The sequence below is a fragment of the Streptomyces sp. Edi4 genome, assembly GCF_040253615.1.
Lineage (GTDB): Bacteria > Actinomycetota > Actinomycetes > Streptomycetales > Streptomycetaceae > Streptomyces.
Window position 1 is genome coordinate 5,828,587 of the sequence record NZ_JBEJGY010000004.1, and the last position, 16,532, is coordinate 5,845,118.

Annotated in this window: 10 protein-coding genes; 8 read left to right on the plus strand and 2 right to left on the minus strand. The window is 72.9% G+C overall.

Features of this window, described 5'->3' with window-relative positions:
- The first annotated feature begins 615 nt into the window (after positions 1 to 615).
- The 5 genes from ABR738_RS28565 to ABR738_RS28585 all read left to right on the plus strand — a co-directional run bounded on the left by ABR738_RS28565 (position 616) and on the right by ABR738_RS28585 (position 7,776).
- Positions 616 to 2,709: a phosphocholine-specific phospholipase C gene (locus ABR738_RS28565; RefSeq protein ID WP_350234784.1), complete on the plus strand. Its 2,094-nt coding sequence runs from the start codon at positions 616 to 618 to the stop codon at positions 2,707 to 2,709.
- A gap of 188 nt (positions 2,710 to 2,897) precedes the next feature.
- Positions 2,898 to 3,449: a GNAT family N-acetyltransferase gene (locus ABR738_RS28570; RefSeq protein ID WP_350232819.1), complete on the plus strand. Its 552-nt coding sequence runs from the start codon at positions 2,898 to 2,900 to the stop codon at positions 3,447 to 3,449.
- A gap of 46 nt (positions 3,450 to 3,495) precedes the next feature.
- Entirely contained in the window at positions 3,496 to 4,161 is a 666-nt protein-coding gene (locus ABR738_RS28575; RefSeq protein WP_350232820.1) for a hypothetical protein, read from the plus strand.
- Between the two features lie 213 nt (positions 4,162 to 4,374).
- Entirely contained in the window at positions 4,375 to 4,551 is a 177-nt protein-coding gene (locus ABR738_RS28580; protein WP_350232821.1) for a hypothetical protein, read from the plus strand.
- A gap of 156 nt (positions 4,552 to 4,707) precedes the next feature.
- Complete coding sequence (locus ABR738_RS28585; protein ID WP_350234785.1) at positions 4,708 to 7,776, plus strand: helix-turn-helix transcriptional regulator; 3,069 nt, start codon at positions 4,708 to 4,710, stop codon at positions 7,774 to 7,776.
- A gap of 9 nt (positions 7,777 to 7,785) precedes the next feature.
- Here the strand turns inward: ABR738_RS28585 and ABR738_RS28590 are convergent, their stop codons facing one another.
- Positions 7,786 to 8,934, minus strand: a complete 1,149-nt coding sequence (locus tag ABR738_RS28590; protein WP_350232822.1) for a PQQ-dependent sugar dehydrogenase — start codon at positions 8,932 to 8,934, stop codon at positions 7,786 to 7,788.
- A gap of 152 nt (positions 8,935 to 9,086) precedes the next feature.
- Complete coding sequence (locus tag ABR738_RS28595; protein WP_350232823.1) at positions 9,087 to 10,100, minus strand: aldo/keto reductase; 1,014 nt, start codon at positions 10,098 to 10,100, stop codon at positions 9,087 to 9,089.
- 86 nt (positions 10,101 to 10,186) lie between these two features.
- On the opposite strand from ABR738_RS28595, the gene ABR738_RS28600 reads away from it, so the two are divergent.
- The 3 genes from ABR738_RS28600 (at position 10,187) to ABR738_RS28610 (ending at position 16,513) form a co-directional block, all read left to right on the plus strand.
- Entirely contained in the window at positions 10,187 to 11,116 is a 930-nt protein-coding gene (locus tag ABR738_RS28600; RefSeq protein ID WP_502964249.1) for a 2-hydroxyacid dehydrogenase, read from the plus strand.
- A 426-nt stretch (positions 11,117 to 11,542) separates the two neighbouring features.
- Entirely contained in the window at positions 11,543 to 14,416 is a 2,874-nt protein-coding gene (locus tag ABR738_RS28605) for a putative bifunctional diguanylate cyclase/phosphodiesterase (protein WP_350232825.1), read from the plus strand.
- A gap of 228 nt (positions 14,417 to 14,644) precedes the next feature.
- Positions 14,645 to 16,513, plus strand: coding sequence for an acetolactate synthase large subunit (locus tag ABR738_RS28610; protein WP_350232826.1), 1,869 nt, complete (start codon positions 14,645 to 14,647; stop codon positions 16,511 to 16,513).
- The last annotated feature ends 19 nt before the right edge of the window (positions 16,514 to 16,532 follow it).

The window sequence follows — 16,532 nt, forward strand, 5'->3', positions numbered from 1 at the left end:
GGGGACCCCCATGACAGGCTGAAGTTGCCGGTCCGGGCCAGCACTGACCCCGCCAGGGGCGCGGGGAACTGCGCGCTCGGCCCAGCACGGTCGGCAGTCGAGGCCCCTGGGGCTCCGCCCCGGACCCCGTTCGCGCTGAAGGCGCTCGTCCTCAATCTCCCCCAAGGCCTTGAGGGCCAGGGGGGACCCCCATGACGGGCTGGGGTTGCCGATGTGGGCCAGCATGGATCCTGTCAGGGGCGCGGGGAACTGCGCGAGAAGCGCGCACGGTCCGCAGCCGAGGTCCCTGGGGCTCCGCCCCAGACCCCGCCCGCGCTGAAGGGCGCTTGTCCTCAATCTCCCCCAAGGCCTAAAGGGCCAAGGGGGGACCCCCATGGCAGGCCGAGGGTGCCGGTGTGGGCCAGCACGGACCCTGCCAGGGGCGCGGGGAACTGCGCGACCAGCCATGCGTGGCTTCCGTTCGCGGCGTGGGCGATCATCCGTGAACCCGGGACGGGCGTTCATCCGCGGGTCCGGGTGGGGCCTTCTGGTGGACACCCCGGGTCACTACTGTTCCCCCCGTACCACCTACACACGGCTCGGGAGGGTCACTTGGCCACGGACAACGCAGGCGGCATCTCACGGCGACAGCTCTTCGCGCTGGGCGGAGGCGCACTCGGCGTCGCCGCCGCCGGCTCGCTGCTGCCGCCCTCGTTGCAGAGCGCGATGGCCTCGGGACCACCCGCCGGCGGGATGAGCGCCGTCAAGCACGTCGTGATCCTCATGCAGGAGAACCGGTCCTTCGACCACTACTTCGGCACCCTGCGCGGCGTACGCGGCTTCGGTGACCGCAACGCCCTCCAACTCCCCTCCGGGAGGCCCGTGTTCGAGCAGCCCGGACCGCTCGGCAAGACCGTCCTGCCCTTCCCCGTGCGCGGCGCGGCCGCCGCCCAGCACAAGGACCTCCAGTACATCGGCGCCCTCGACCACTCCTGGAGCGGCGGCGCCAAGGCCTGGAACGGCGGCTGGATGGACAACTGGGTGTCCGCCAAGACGTCGGCGACGATGGCGTACTACGACCGCCAGGACATCCCGCTGCACTACGAGCTCGCCGACACCTTCACCGTCTGCGACGCCTACCACTCCTCCATCCACAGCTCCACCAGCCCCAACCGCAACCATCTGTGGAGCGGGAAGACGGGCTTCGAGCCGAACGGGCAGCGGGCCGTGGGCAATGACGCCTACGACGAGGGCGCGCATCCCGGGTACGACTGGGGGACGTACGCCGAGCGGCTTGAGAAGGCCGGGCGCAGCTGGCGGACGTACACCGAGTGGGAGAACTTCACCGACAACCAGATCGAGTTCTTCACCACCTTCAAGGCCATCGCCCGCAAGGCACTCGCCAAGACCGGCGGGCACACCTTCATGGAGTCGTTCTACGGCGTCGTGCGGAACGCTCCGGACGACGCCGAGCGCCAGCGGCTGCTCGGGCTGCTCGAACAGGGCGTAGCGACCCTCACCAAGGCCGAACGCAGCCTGTTCGAGCGGGGGTTGAGGCGAGTACCGACGGGCACGCTCGCCGACGCCTTCGGCAAGGATGTCGCCGACGGGACCCTGCCGGAGGTCTCCTACCTGGTGCCGTCCGCGCTGGACTCCGAACACCCCAGCGTCTCGTCGCCCGTGCACAGCGCCACCATCGTCTACAAGGTGCTCGACGCGCTCGGCAAGCACCCCGACGTCTGGCGGCACACCGTCGTGCTCATCAACTACGACGAGAACGACGGGTTCTTCGACCACGTCCCGCCGCCCGTCGCCCCGCCAGAGGTGAGCGACGAGCAGTGGCAGGGCAAGCCGACCGGGCTCGGCGCGCGCGTGCCGATGCTCGTCGTGTCGCCCTGGAGCGTGGGCGGTTACGTCTGTTCCGAGGTGTTCGACCACACCTCGGTGATTCGTTTCCTCGAGCGCTGGACGGGGGTGCGTGAGCCCAACATCAGCAAGTGGCGCCGCACCGTCACCGGCGATCTGACCTCCGCCTTCGACTTCAAGCGCGGCCGCTCGCAGCCCGCAGTGACGCGTCCGGGGCCCATCCCGCCGCTGAGCGGACGCTGGAGCCCGGTGCCGCCCGCCCAGCAGCGCATGCCCGTACAGGAGGAGGGCACCCGGCCGGCCAGGCCGCTGCCCTACCAGCCGGACGCCTACGCGCGCGTCACCCAGGGCGCGCTCCAGGTGCAGCTCAGCAACAACGGCCGGGCCAGCGCCCATTTCGCGCTCTTCCCGTACGCCAAGGAGTTCGCCGCGCCGCAGCACAAGGACGTCCTGGGCACCGCGCAGTGGAGCGTGCCCCTGGCCGGTGGCGCGGGCGGCGCCTACAAGTTCACCGTGACCGGCCCCAACGGGTTCCGGCGGGAGTTCGAGGGCGCCGCCCCCACAGACGCCGCCGAGCTCACCACGTACCTGGACCACCACGACCGCGACGTCCATCTGACGCTGCGCAACCGGGGCCGGGCGCCCGTCACCTTCGTGGTCCGGCCGCTCGCCTACGCGGACGAGGCCGACCTGCGGGACTGGCGGCGGACCGTCACCGTCAGGCCCGGCCGCAGCCGCACCCTGGTGCACTCCGCCGCCGACGCGCACGGCTGGTACGACCTCGAAGTGACGGTGCGGGGCGCCGCGTTCCGCAGGCGGCTCATGGGCCACATAGAGAACGGTCGGCCCAGCGTCTCGGGCTGACCCACCGCGTCCCGCGCCGTCGCCGGGCGCCCGGGGCCGCGACACCGATGCCGGGACGACCGGCGGGTGACGTGGCGCCGGGCGCCGCCGTGCGAGGATTCCCGGGCGCCGGAGCAGCCCCTGAGCTGGCAGAACACCCTGGCGCCCGAGGGCGTACGCGGTCGGCGTACGTGGATGGAGGCGCGTGGATGTTCGCAGTACGGCTGGGGGACGACGGGGCCGAGCTCCGTCCGCTTGAGCCCTGGCAGGCCGGGGAATTCCTCGCCCACATGGAGCGGGGCCGCGCGTTCATCGGCACCCACATCGCGCTGCCCGACGCCGTCACCGACCTGGCGTCCGCGCGCGCCTACCTCCAGAGTTACGCGGACAAGGCGGCCCAGGACGCCGGGCGGCTGTACGGCGTCTGGCTCGGCGCCACCCTCGTCGGCGGCGTCATGTTCCGCCTGTTCGACGCGGCCCGGGGCGCCTGCGAGGTGGGCTGCTGGCTGGAGGAGGCGGCGACCGGGCGCGGCCTGGCCACGCGCGCGGTCACCGTCCTGATCGACTGGGCGGTGGACGTACGCGGCACGCACCGGATCGAGTGGCTGGTCTCGGCCGAGAACACCCCCAGCGTCAACGTGGCCCGGCGGCTCGGCATGACGAGGGAGGCGGTGCTCCGCGAGAGCTACCTCTACCGGGGGGTGCGTCACGACAGCGAGATCTGGGCGGTGCTCGCGGACGAGTGGCGGGCGGGGCGTTAAGGAAGCTCTCAGCGGGCTCTCAGAATCGGCCCCTAGCGTGCCCGGCATGAACGCCACCCCCGCCACGACGAAGACCGACGCCGACACCGAGCCCACGACGGACGCCGAGACCGAGGGCGCCTCCACCACCGAGGGCGCCTCCACCACCGAGGACGCGTCCACGACCGGGGGAGCGGCCGGCGCCAAGGCCCTCGCGTCCGCCGAGAAGGACCCCGCGGCCGACGGGACGGTTTCCGCCGACGCCGACGCCCGTGACTCGCAGGACGACACCGTCCAGGACGACGACCTCGACGGCGCGGCGGTCACCGGCCGGCCCGGGTTCGGCGCGGGCGCGGCCGCCGTCGTCGCCGGCGCGCTCGGCGCGGTGTCGCTCAGCGGCACCTGGATGGGCAAGACGCTCTCCGAGCGAGCCACCCTCATCGGGCAGATCAAGACGTCCCAGAGCGGCACCGCCGCCCAGCAGATCCAGGAGATCTACGGCAACTCCTGGCACACCACCGCCCTGGTCAACGGGGTCTTCGCGCTGCTCGCCCTGATCGTCGGCGCCGTCGTACTCGCCCGTCCCGCCTTCGGGACGCCGGGCCGCTACGAGCAGCCGGTGTGGGTCAGGGCCGTCGCGCTGGCCGGAGTGGTCCTCGGCGTCATCGGCCTGCTGATCTCGGCGGGCATGTACCTGGACCTGTTCGCGGCGATGCCCAGCACCAAGGGGTGAGGCGGGCCACCGGCGGTCTAAGGCACCCGGGGCCCCGCCCCGGGCGGATCCGGTCCGCCATCCGGACCGGCTAAGGCGGGCCGACCGCACAGATGCGGCACCTGCCCCATGCGGCGGGGCCCCCTGGGGGACGAGAGTCGAGGCATCGCGAGGAGCCCGGAACGCCGGGCCCGAGCGGACCGCCCGACCGCGTCCCACCCCAGGAGTGCCGAGATGTTCGACTACGAGACGTACAAGACCCACGAGGCCGAGCTGCTGCGCCGCGCCGACCACGAGCGTCTGGTGGGCCAGGCCCGCCGCGCCGGGCGCCGCCGCGCCGCTCGCAGGGGCGACAACGGGCCGAAAGGGCCCGTGAGTCCGCCCAGGGACCGCTTCGTACGGGCCGCCTGACCCAGCCCGGCCGTCGTGATGACACCGTTTCCGGCCCGCCAGGACACCGCGACGACCGGCATCGGGGCCCGCCCCCGTGCCACCGTCCGGACCCCGCCCCCGGCCTCCTCCCCGGCCAGGGGCGGACCGTTCGGCGCGTTGTCGCAGGCCTGTGCGATGCTCGGCGGCGTGGAGACCAGGTCAGTCAGCCCCGTGTTCGTCGGCCGCGCCGGTGAGCTGCGGGTATTGAACGAAGCGCTCGCCCGGGCCGCGGCCCCCCAGGGAGAGCCGCAGGCGCTGCTCGTCGGCGGCGAGGCCGGCGTCGGAAAGAGCAGGCTCGTCGAGGAGTTCACCGGCGCCGCCCGCGCGTCCGGAGCCGTGATCGCGATCGGCGGCTGTGTCGAAGTCGGCGCCGACGGGCTGCCCTTCGCACCCTTCTCGTCCGCGCTGCGCGCCCTGCGCCGGCAGTTGCCCAGCGAGCTGGCCGCCGCGGCCGACGGCCAGGAGGAGGAGCTGGGCCTGCTCCTTCCCGAGCTCGCCGGTCCCGGCCGTGCGCCCACGCGCGAGGACGGCACCGCGCGCCTCTTCGAGCTCACCGTACGGATGCTGGAGCGGATCGCCGCCGAGCGCACCGTGGTCCTGGTCCTGGAAGACCTGCACTGGGCGGACGCCTCCACCCGCCATCTGCTCGCCTACCTCTTCCGCACCCTGCGGCGCGGCCGGCTCGTGGTCGTGGCCACCTACCGCTCCGACGACATCCACCGCCGCCACCCGCTGCGCCCGCTGCTCGCCGAACTCGACCGGCTGCGCAGCGTGCGCCGCGTCGAACTGCCCCGCTTCACCCGGGCCGAAGTCCGGCGCCAGCTGGCCGGGATCCTCGCGGCCGAGCCCGAACAGCGCGTGGTGGACGCGATATTCAGGCGCTCGGACGGCAACGCCTTCTTCGTCGAAGAGCTCGTCGTGTGCGGCGGCGCCGCCACCGCGTGCCCCGACCTGAGCGATTCCCTGCGCGACCTCCTGCTCGTCCGCGTCGAGAGCCTGCCCGACGACGCGCAGCACGTGGTGCGGATCGCCGCCGAGGGCGGCTCGACGGTGGAGTATCCGCTGCTCGCCGCCGTCGCCCAGCTCTCCGAGGACAAGCTCATCGAGGCCCTGCGGGCCGCCGTCGGCGCGAACATCCTGCTGCCGGCGGGGGACGGCGACGGCTACCGCTTCCGCCACTCCCTGGTCCGCGAGGCCGTCAGCGAGGACCTGCTGCCGGGCGAGTGCTCGCGTCTGAACCGCCGCTACGCCGAAGCGCTGGAAGCCGACCCCTCGCTCGTACGGGCCGACGAGCAGACCACCCGTCTTGCCACCTACTGGTACCACGCGCACGACGCGGCCAAGGCGCTGCCCGCCGTGCTGCGCGCCTGCGCCGAGGCCCGCCGCCGGCATGCCTACGCCGAACAACTGGTCCTGCTCTCACGCGCGATGGAACTCTGGGACGCGGTCCCCGACGAGGTGCGCGACGGGCTCAGGGCCCTCGGCCAGGCGGGCTCCTACCCGGCCTGCGGCCGCACCCGCGAGAGTGCGCCGCCGCGCTATCTCGACCTGCTCGCCGAGTCCGTCGAGGCGGCCCGGCTGTGCGGCGACCGGGAGCGCGCTCTCAAGCTCGCCAAGAAGGCGCTGCGGCTCATCGAGGCGGAGGCCTGCCAGTCGCCGGGGAACGACCCGCTGCGCGCGGCCTGGTTCTGGATCCAGCTCTCCCGGCTGACCCAGAGCCTGGGGCGCGGCGACGGCTGGGCCGAGATCGCCACCGCCCAGGAGCTGGTGCGCGGCCTTCCGCCCTCGGCCGTGCACGCCGAGGTGCTGGCCGCCGCCGCCAGTTGGGGCATGCTGCACACGCCGGGACCCGAATCGCTCGCCTCGGCCGAACAGGCCGTCGCCTACGCCAGGCTGGTGGGCAACGAGGAGATCGAGCTCAACGTCGAGCTCACGCTCGGTACCCTGCTGCTCCACTCCGGCTCCGTGGAGGAAGGGCTCGCGGCGATGCGCGCGGTGATCGACCGCTCGCTTGAGATCGGTCTGATCGGCGAGGCGCTGCGCGGCCATGTGAACCTCTGCTCGGGCCTTGAGGCCGTGGGCCGCTCGGCGCGGGCCGTGGACGTCGCCGACGAGGGCGTACGGCTGGCCCGGAAGTACGGTCTGCTCGACAACGAGGCCTGGGTTCAGGCCAACCGCGCCGAATCCCTCTTCAGCCTCGGCCGCTGGGAGGAGGCACAAGAGGCCGCGGAGCGGGTCCGGCGCACCGCGCTGAGTGCCAAGCCGCTCGGCAACGCCTTCATGCTCCTGGCCGATCTCGCTCTGAATCGGGGCGAGTTGGAGCAGGCGTCGGCCTTCCTGGCCGATGCCCGCGCCGCGTTCGGCAGTTACGACCCGATGGCCCAGCACATCCTTCCGCTCGCCCGGATCACCCTGAGCGGCGCGGCCGCCCACGGCCACGTCGAGGAGGCCCGCGCCGAGCTGGCCCGCGCCGTGGAGCACGGCTTCCCTCCCGGCACCCAGCGCTACGGCTGGCCGCTGCTCATGGCGGCCGCCGCCATGGAGGGCGACGTACGGGGTCTGCCCACGGCCGAGGCGGGCCGCGCCGCCGCCCTCGCGCTGATCCGTACGGCGGTCAAGCGGCTGCCGGCCGGTGCCCCGTCGTGCGAGGCGCTGTCCCTGGTCGTCGCCGCCGAACTCGACCGGGCCGACGGCCGGGACGCGGCGGCCCACTGGGAAGCGGCCGCCCACGCGCTGCGACCGCTCGATTGGCCCTACGAGCTCGCCCTGGTCTGTCACCGCTGGGCCTCGGCCCTGCTGGCCGATGGCGGGGACCGCGAGCGGGTGGCCGCGCTGCTGCGCCAGACGCACGCCGAGGCCGGGCGCCTGGGCGCCCGCCCGCTGCGCGAGCAGCTTGAGCTGCTGGCCCGCAGGGCCCGCGTGCCGCTGACCGTCCCGGACCCGGGGGAGCCGGACGGCCCGGCCGTCCAGGACCCGGTGGAAGCGCTCGGTCTCACCAGCCGCGAGCGGGACGTCCTGCGCCTGGTCGCGGCGGGCCTCAGCAACCGCCAGATCGCCGAGGACCTGTACATAGCGCCGAAGACGGCGAGCGTGCACGTCTCCAACATCCTGGCCAAGCTGGGGGTTTCGGGCCGGGGCGAGGCGGCGGCCCTCGCCCACCGCCTCAACCTCTTCCAGCACGAGGCGGTGCGGGCCGAGCCTTAGGCGAGAGCCTTAAGTGACGTCGAGTTCGAGGACGCGGTCGTCGCCGGGCCGGGGCGTGCCGCGCGAGTCGGTGTTGTCGGTGAGCACCCACAGCTTTCCGGTCCCGGCCGCGAGCACGGTGCGCAGCCGCCCGTACTGGCCGGTCAGGAACGCCTCGGGCGCGGCGAGCGGCCTGGTGCCGTCCAGCGGGACGCGCCACAGGCGTTCGCCCTTGAGCGCGGCAAGCCACACCGAGCCCCCCGAGACGGCGATGCCGCTGGGCGAGGCCTCGGAGGTCTTCCACTGGACGACCGGGTCGGTGTATCCGGGCTTGCCGCCCCGGCCCTCCACCACGGGCCAGCCGTAGTTCTTGCCCGGTTCGATGAAGTTGAGCTCGTCGAAGGTGTCCTGCCCGAACTCCGAGGCCCACAGCCGGTTCTGGCCGTCCCAGGCCAGGCCCTGCACATTGCGGTGCCCCGGGGAGTAGACGACGGAGTCCGCGTCCGGGTTGCCGTAGGCGGGCCCGCCGTCGGGCGTCATCCGAAGGATCTTGCCGGCGAGCGACTTGGCGTCCTGGGCGAGGCCGCGCTCGCCCGTCTCGCCGGTCCCGGCGTAGAGCATCCGGTCGGGCCCGAAGGCGATCCGGCCGCCGTTGTGGATCGCGCCCTTGGGGATCCCGCGCAGGATCGTGTCCGGCGCCCCCAGCTGCTCGCCCGCCGGCCGCTTCGGATCGTAGATCATCCGCGCGATGCGGTTGTCGGACTCGGTGGTGAAGTACGCGTAGACCAGGTGGTCCGATGCGTACGTGGGGGACAGGGCGAGCCCGAGGAGGCCGCCCTCGCCCTGGTGGGCGACGCCGGGCACGCTGCCCACGGCGGTCTTGGCGCCGTCGGTGGTGTCCACGCGCAGCACGGATCCGTCGTCACGCGAGCCGACGAGCAGCCCGCCCTCGGGCAGGGCCACCAGACCCCAGGGCGACTTCAGGTCCTGGGTGAGGGTCCTGACCACGTGCACCGAGCCCTTGGCGGGCGGGAGTTGTACGGTGGGCGTCGCGCTCGGGGACGCCGCGCGTCCGGAGGCTGCGCCCGGGCCGTGCGGCCGCGGGGACCCGGAGGAGCAGCCGGCCGCGAGCACGAGAGCGGCCGCCGCCAGGGCCGCAGCCGCGGTGGTTCCTCGCACGGTGGTGAGTCCCTTCGACGGAGTCGATCGGCGGAGTCGATGCGCTGGGGACCATTGTGCGGTCCCGGTCCGTGCGGCGCGCCGGTAGTCGCGGGCCACCGGGCGCCGGTCAGTCGCGGGCCGTCGGTCAGTCGCGGGCCGCCGGGCCCGGGTCAGTCGCGGGCCGCAGGCAGTGCCGCGAGGTCACCGAGGTCGCGGGGCGTGAGGGAGAGCTCTGCCGCGCGGGCGTTCTCGCGCACCCACTCCTCGCGCTTGGCCCCGGGCACGGGTATGACCTGGGCACCGACGCGCAGCAGCCAGGCGAGCGCCACCTGTCCCGGCGTCGCCCCGTGCCGCTCGGCTATCCGGCGCAGGCCCGCCACCACGGGCTGGTTGGCGGCCATCATCTCCGCCGTGAAGCGGGGGTGGCGGGCCCGGATGTCGTCCGGCTCGAAGCCCTGGCCCGGGGTGAGGGTGCCGGTCAGGAAGCCGTTGCCGAGCGGCATCGCGGCGAGCAGCGCGACGCCGCGTGGTGTGCACCACGGCAGCAGCGCGTCCAGCGCCTCCCGCGACCACACGGACAGCTCCGCCTGCACGGCCGCGACCGGGAACACCTGCTGCACCCGCCCGAGCAGGCGTACCGTCGACTCGTACCGGCCCACGTGCAGTCCGTGCACCCCGGCCGCGGGCGCCGTGCGCCGTACCGCCCGGGCGCCCATCGCGCTGAGCCCGAGCGCCCGTACCTTCCCCGCCGTGACCAGCTCCGCCATCGCCCCCCAGGTCTCCTCGACGGGGACCTCGGGGTCGGCGCGGTGCAGCAGGTACAGGTCGATGACCTCGGTCCCCAGGCGCCGCAGCGACGCGTCGCAGGCCCGACGCACGTACCCGGGGCGGCCGTTGGCCACCACATGCTGGTCGCCGCCCACCAGGAGCCCGCACTTGGTGGTGACGAACGCCTCGTCCCTGCGCTCCTTGAGGACCCGGCCGATCAGGAGCTCGTTGGTGAACGGGCCGTACATGTCGGCGGTGTCCAGCAGGTTCGAGCCGGTGTCGAGCGCGGCGTGCAGGGCCCGCACGGAGCGTTCCAGGTCCTGTTGCGAGCGGGTGTAGCCCCAGCTCATCGGCATGCAGCCGAGCCCGATCGCACCCGCCCGCAGGGCCCCCGCCCCGATTGTCCTGCGCTCCACCTGGCCGGATCCCTCCCTCGTCGCTCCCCAAACTAACCTCTGGCCCCAGGAGCCCTTCGCATAGCCTCCTGACCATGAGCGCAGACGTGTGGATCCCCTTCGACCCGGCCGGGCTGCCGGGCCTTCCCGACACCCTCGACTTCCGGGTCTGGGACGGCGGCCCCGACTTCCCGGCCGACCCCGCCGACTGCGCCGTCTACGTGGTCCCGTACATGAAGCCCTCCGAGACCGCTGTCCGCCCGCTCGCCGCCATGACGGGCCTGCGGGTCGTGCAGACGCTGACCGCCGGCATCGACCACGTACAGCCGGGCATCGGCCTGCTGCCGGCAGGCGTACGCCTGTGCAACGCGCGCGGGGTCCACGAGGCGTCCACCGCCGAGCTGGCCCTGGCTCTGGTGCTCGCCTCGCTGCGCGGGATCCCCGGATTCGTCCGGGGTCAGGAGCGGCAGGAGTGGCGCGCGGGGTTCTATCCCGCGCTCGCCGACAAGTCGGTCCTGATCGTGGGGTACGGCGCGATCGGCGCCGCCGTCGAGGACCGGCTCGCGCCGTTCGAATGCGCGCGGGTGGCGCGCGTCGCGCGCTCCTCGCGCACCACGGAGCGCGGTGAAGTGCACGCGTTGAGCGATCTGCCCGCCCTGCTCCCTCAGGCGGACGTCGTCATCCTCACCACCCCGCTCACCGAGCGGACGAAGGGCCTGGTGGACGCCGCGTTCCTGGACCGGCTCAAGGACGGGGCGCTGCTGGTGAACGTCGCGCGCGGTCCCGTCGTGGACACCGGGGCGCTGCTCGCCGCCCTCACCTCCGGCCGCGTCCACGCGGCCCTCGATGTCACCGACCCCGAGCCGCTGCCGGCCGGCCACCCGCTGTGGAGCGCCCCGAACGTCCTCATCAGCCCGCACGTGGGCGGCTCCACCTCCGCTTTCGAGCCCCGCGCCAAGCGCCTGCTGACCGCTCAGCTCACCCGCTACGCCGCCGGGGAAGAGCTCGCCAACGTCGTGCTCACCACCGGGAGTTGAGCCCTCGCGCCGGTCCGGACGCGCCCCTTGCCCGCCCCCCGATGCGCCGTCACTGAGCGTAGAGGAGCTATGTCCCTGAGTGACGAGACTGGTGTATCGTCCCGACCGGGGGCCGGCGCCGTGCGTCTACGGCGCGGGCGAGCGATCACTGCGAGGGGGGCGACGGGCGATGCACGGCCAATGGACGAACGATCCGACACGGTGGAGCCGCCTGCGGCGAGCCCGCCGCGCGCGTCGCGCGACAGCGCGCCTCGGCGGGGCGGCCACCATGGCAGTGGCCACCATGGCGGCGGCCACCCGGGTGATCGGCGGTATGGGTGCGAACGGCCCCCGGCAGCACGCCCCGTGGGTCCTGCCACGGGTCCTTGGCCCCGGCCGCCGGATCCGGCCGGGCCGGAAGCCGGCTCCGTGGCGGGGAGCGGTCCGGTGAGCGCGCCGGGCGCGGTCCTGGCCCGGCCGCCGATGACGGGAGGCGGCGGGACGGGCATGGTGTCCCAACTTGTCCTGGCACTGATCTGTGCGGGATATGCCACCGGCGCATTCCTGGGCTGGGGTTCCGAGGAACTCGCCCTGATCATGGGCGACTTCGGCCTCTCCTGCGCGGCCATGATCGCCGCCGTCTCCTGCTTCCTGTACGCACAAGGCGACCTGAAGGAGGGCGAGACCAGCTTCCGCCCGGCGTGGCTGCTCTTCTCCTTCTCCTCCGCCATGGCCGCCTGCGGCAACGGCGTCTGGGGCTGGTACGAGGTGGTGCTGCGGCGCGGCGTGCCCAACCCGTCGGCCGCCGACTTCTTCTTCCTGTGCTTCGCGCCGCCCGCCATCGTGGGCCTGCTCGTCCTGGCCAAACGCCCGGTGACCAAAGCCGGCTGGGTCTGTCTCGCCCTGGACTCCTGGCTCATCGGCGGCTCCCTGCTCACCCTGTCCTGGAGCCTGGCGCTGGCGCGCACCGCCCACGCGGGCGAAGGCGAGGGCGTCGCCCACGCCACCTTGACCCTCGCCTATCCGCTGCTGGACATCGTGCTGGTCAGCATGGTGCTCGCGCTGCACTTCCGGCGCTCATCGGCCAACCGCTCGGCGGTGAACACCGCGATCGCGGCGCTCGCCCTGACCGTGCTGTGTGACGCCCTGTTCACCTCGCCGCTGCTGCGCGAGCACTACCGCTCGGGCCAGCTCCTCGACGCCGGCTGGTTCGCCGGCTCCCTGCTGCTGGCCTACGCCCCCTGGGGCGCCCGCCGGATGTCCGCGGCGGCGCCGCGCAGGCCGGTCGTGGCGCCCCGCGGCGCGCCCGGCACGGCCATGCGTCCCCGCCCGGCCGCCCCCGTCGCGACCAGGCCGCTCGCCAGCTCGCTCGCCGCGCTCACGCCCTACCTCGCGGCCGCCGTCTGCACGCTGGGGATCCTCTACAACGTGACCGAAGGGCACCGGGTCGACCGGACGGTCGTCCTCACGGGCTGCACCGTCGTGCTCGCCCTGGTGGTGCGCCAGGGCATCATGCTGCTCGACAACATCGCCCTCACTCACGAACTGGCCCAGAAGGAGAACCACTTCCGCTCCCTGGTGCAGGGATCGAGCGACGTCATCATGATCGCCGCCCCCACCGGCATACTGCGCTACGTCAGTCCCGCCGCCGCCGGCGTCTACGGCCGGGACGCCGAGGAGCTGGTCGGCTCCGAGCTGGCCTCGCTGATCCACCCCGAGGACCTGGGCCGGGTGGTGCACGAGGTGCGGCGGTTTCTGGCGGCGCCACCCGCCGACGAGCCCACGACGCGGATCGAATGCCGCTTCAAGTCGGGCACCGGCGAGTGGCTGAACGTGGAGTCGACCGTCAACCGCCACCAGGGCGGCCTCATCCTCAACAGCCGCGACGTGACCGAACGGGTGCGCCTGCAAGCTCAGTTGGAGCACAACGCCGAGCACGACCCGCTCACCGACCTGCCCAACCGGGCCCTGTTCACCAAGCGGGTGCGCAAGGCGCTCGGCGGTCGGCGCACCACCGACCCCGGCACCGCCGTGCTCTTCATCGACCTCGACGGGTTCAAGCAGGTCAACGACACCATCGGCCACCAGGCCGGCGACGAACTGCTCATCCAGGCCGCCCGCAGGCTCCATGAGTCCGTGCGCGCGGGCGACACCGCCGCCCGGCTCGGCGGCGACGAGTTCGCCGCGCTGATCCTCGGCGACGGCACCCGCGACCGGGCGGCCCGCGAGTACCAGGTCAAGGAGATCGCCGACCGGCTGCGCCTGACCCTCTCGCAGCCCTATCTGATCGACGGCCACGACGTCCGCGTCGCCGCCTCCATCGGCGTCGCCTTCGCCGAGCCGGGCGTCGGCGCCGGGGAACTGCTGCGCAACGCCGACCTCGCGATGTACCGCGCCAAGAAGGGCGGCAAGAACCGGGTCGAGCTGTACGCCCCGCAGATGCAGGCCGAGGTGGTCCGCACCACCGAGCTCGCCACCCGACTGCGTACGGCTCTGAGCGACGGCGACCTCGTCGTGCTGCACCAGCCCGTCGTCGACCTCACCACCGGCGAGGTCGCCGCCGTCGCCGCCAAGGCCCGCTGGCGCTCGGCCCAGGGCATCCTGTTCACGCCGGCGGAATTCCTGCGCGTCGCCGACGAGAGCGAGCGCGCGGGGGAGCTGGGGCGACGGCTGCTCGAAGAGGCCGTGGAGCTGGCCGCCGAACGCGGGCGCGCGGGCCTCGCCGTGCCCGTCGCGGTCCGCCTCTCGGCCCGGCGGCTGCTCGACAAGACACTGCCACCCGGCGCCGTCGAGGCCCTGCTCGCCCGGCACGGGCTGCCGCCCGGCGCCCTGATCATCGAGCTCGCCGACAGCGACCCAAGGATCTCCTTCGACGAGCTGGAGCGGCGCCTGGTGGGCCTGCGCAGGCTGGGCGTACGGATCGCGCTCGACGGGTTCGGCAGCGGCTACGCGGCGGTCAACACCCTGCGCCGGCTCCCCATCGACCAGCTGAAACTGGACCGGGGCCTGGTGGAGGGCGTGGTCGAATCGGCCCGCCTCCACAAGATCACCGCAGGCCTTCTCCGGATCGCCTGCGACCTCGGGATGCAATCGGTGGCCGACGGGGTGGACGCGCCGGAGCAGGTCCTCGCGCTGCGCGCCATGGGGTGCACCCACGGCCAGGGCATGGCGTTCTCGGGACCGCTCGACGAGTTCCGGCTGCGGCGGTCCCTGCTGCGCGGCGACTTCCCGGTACCCGGCGGGGCGGCGCTCCCGGTGCTCAGTGGCCGGAGCGGACCCCTGCTCGGCTCACATAATGAGACGCCCGTCCCACCTACTTGACACCACCTGCGCGCCGGGGGGAGGGTCAATGCCATGCGCACCCGAATTCTCGTACTTGGAAAGCGCGTCGGCTGAAGCGGAGTCCCCTGCGGACTCCGCAGACCGCACCCGACGCGCTCCCCTCGCTTGCCTCACGGCACGAGGGGTTTTTTGTTGCACTGGCACCCCTCAAGCACCACCGAAGTCTTGATCGAACCCCCGCAAAAACCCTTCAGCTTCGAGAAGAGAATGCCGATGACCGAGCAGGCCACCGGGGCCCACCATCCGCAGCCGCGGCCCCGTAACGGCGGACCCCAGTCCGCGACCGTTGAGCACGTCACGGGCGCGAAGTCCCTCATCCGCTCTCTCGAGGAAGTCGGGGCCGAGGTCGTGTTCGGCATCCCCGGCGGCGCGATCCTGCCGGCGTACGACCCGATGATGGACTCCACGCGGGTCCGCCACGTCCTGGTCCGCCACGAGCAGGGCGCGGGCCACGCGGCCACCGGTTACGCCCAGGCCACGGGCAAGGTCGGCGTGTGCATGGCGACCTCGGGGCCCGGCGCCACGAACCTGGTCACCCCGATCGCCGACGCCCACATGGACTCGGTGCCGCTGGTCGCGATCACCGGCCAGGTCTCCTCCAAGGCGATCGGCACGGACGCCTTCCAGGAGGCGGACATCGTCGGCATCACGATGCCGATCACCAAGCACAACTTCCTGGTCACCAAGGCCGAGGACATCCCGCGCACCATCGCGGAGGCCTTCCACATCGCCTCCACCGGCCGCCCCGGCCCGGTCCTGGTGGACATCGCCAAGGACGCCCTCCAGGCGAAGACCACCTTCTCCTGGCCCCCGCACACCGACCTGCCCGGCTACCGCCCCGTCACCAAGCCGCACGCCAAGCAGATCCGCGAGGCCGCGAAGCTGATCGTGTCGGCCAAGCGCCCGGTCCTGTACGTCGGCGGCGGCGTCCTGAAGTCCGGCGCGACCGCCGAGCTGAAGGTCCTCGCGGAGCTGACCGGAGCGCCGGTCACCACCACCCTGATGGCGCTCGGCGCGTTCCCCGACAGCCACCCGCTGCACGTGGGAATGCCCGGCATGCACGGTGCCGTCACCGCCGTCACCGCGCTCCAGAAGTCGGACCTGCTCATCGCCCTCGGCACCCGCTTCGACGACCGCGTCACCGGCAAGCTGGACAGCTTCGCGCCGCTGGCCAAGGTCATCCACGCGGACATCGACCCCGCCGAGATCGGCAAGAACCGCGAGGTCGACGTCCCGATCGTGGGCGACGCGCGCGAGGTCGTCGCCGATCTGGTCCAGGCCGTCCAGGCGGAGTACTCCGAGGGCCACAAGGGCGACTACAGCGCCTGGTGGAAGGACCTCAACCGCTGGCGCGAGACCTACCCGCTCGGCTACGACGAGCCGGACGACGGCACGCTCTCCCCCCAGCGCGTCATCCAGCGCATCGGCGAACTCGCGGACGCGGACACCATCTACGCGGCCGGCGTCGGCCAGCACCAGATGTGGGCCGCCCACTTCGTCAATTACGAACTGCCCGCCACCTGGCTCAACTCGGGCGGCGCCGGAACCATGGGCTACGCGATCCCCGCCGCCATGGGCGCCAAGGCAGGGCAGCCCGACCGCATGGTCTGGGCGATCGACGGCGACGGCTGCTTCCAGATGACCAATCAGGAACTGACCACCTGCGCGCTCAACAACATCCCGATCAAGGTCGCCATCATCAACAACGGCGCGCTCGGCATGGTCCGCCAGTGGCAGACCCTGTTCTACAACCAGCGCTACTCCAACACCGTGCTGCACTCCGGCCCCGGTGACGGCATCGCCGAGGAGGGCAGGCCCAGCGGCGGCACCCGCGTCCCGGACTTCGTCAAGCTGTCCGAGGCGATGGGCTGCCACGCGATCCGCTGTGAGCGCCCCGAGGACCTGGACAAGGTCATCGAGGAGGCCAACTCGATCAACGACCGGCCCGTCGTGATCGACTTCATCGTCCACGAGGACGCGCAGGTGTGGCCGATGGTCGCCGCCGGCACCTCCAACGACGAGGTCATGGCCGCCCGGGGCGTCCGCCCCGACTTCGGCGACAACGAAGACGACTGAGAGCTGTAGGAAGAGGTAA

Coding starts and splice junctions, on each gene's coding strand:
- ABR738_RS28585 (WP_350234785.1), top strand. CDS start 4,708: ATGCTCGGCGGCGTGGAGACCAGGTCAGTCAGCCCCGTGTTCGTCGGC.
- ABR738_RS28610 (WP_350232826.1), top strand. CDS start 14,645: ATGCCGATGACCGAGCAGGCCACCGGGGCCCACCATCCGCAGCCGCGG.
- ABR738_RS28570 (WP_350232819.1), top strand. CDS start 2,898: ATGTTCGCAGTACGGCTGGGGGACGACGGGGCCGAGCTCCGTCCGCTT.
- ABR738_RS28580 (WP_350232821.1), top strand. CDS start 4,375: ATGTTCGACTACGAGACGTACAAGACCCACGAGGCCGAGCTGCTGCGC.
- ABR738_RS28575 (WP_350232820.1), top strand. CDS start 3,496: ATGAACGCCACCCCCGCCACGACGAAGACCGACGCCGACACCGAGCCC.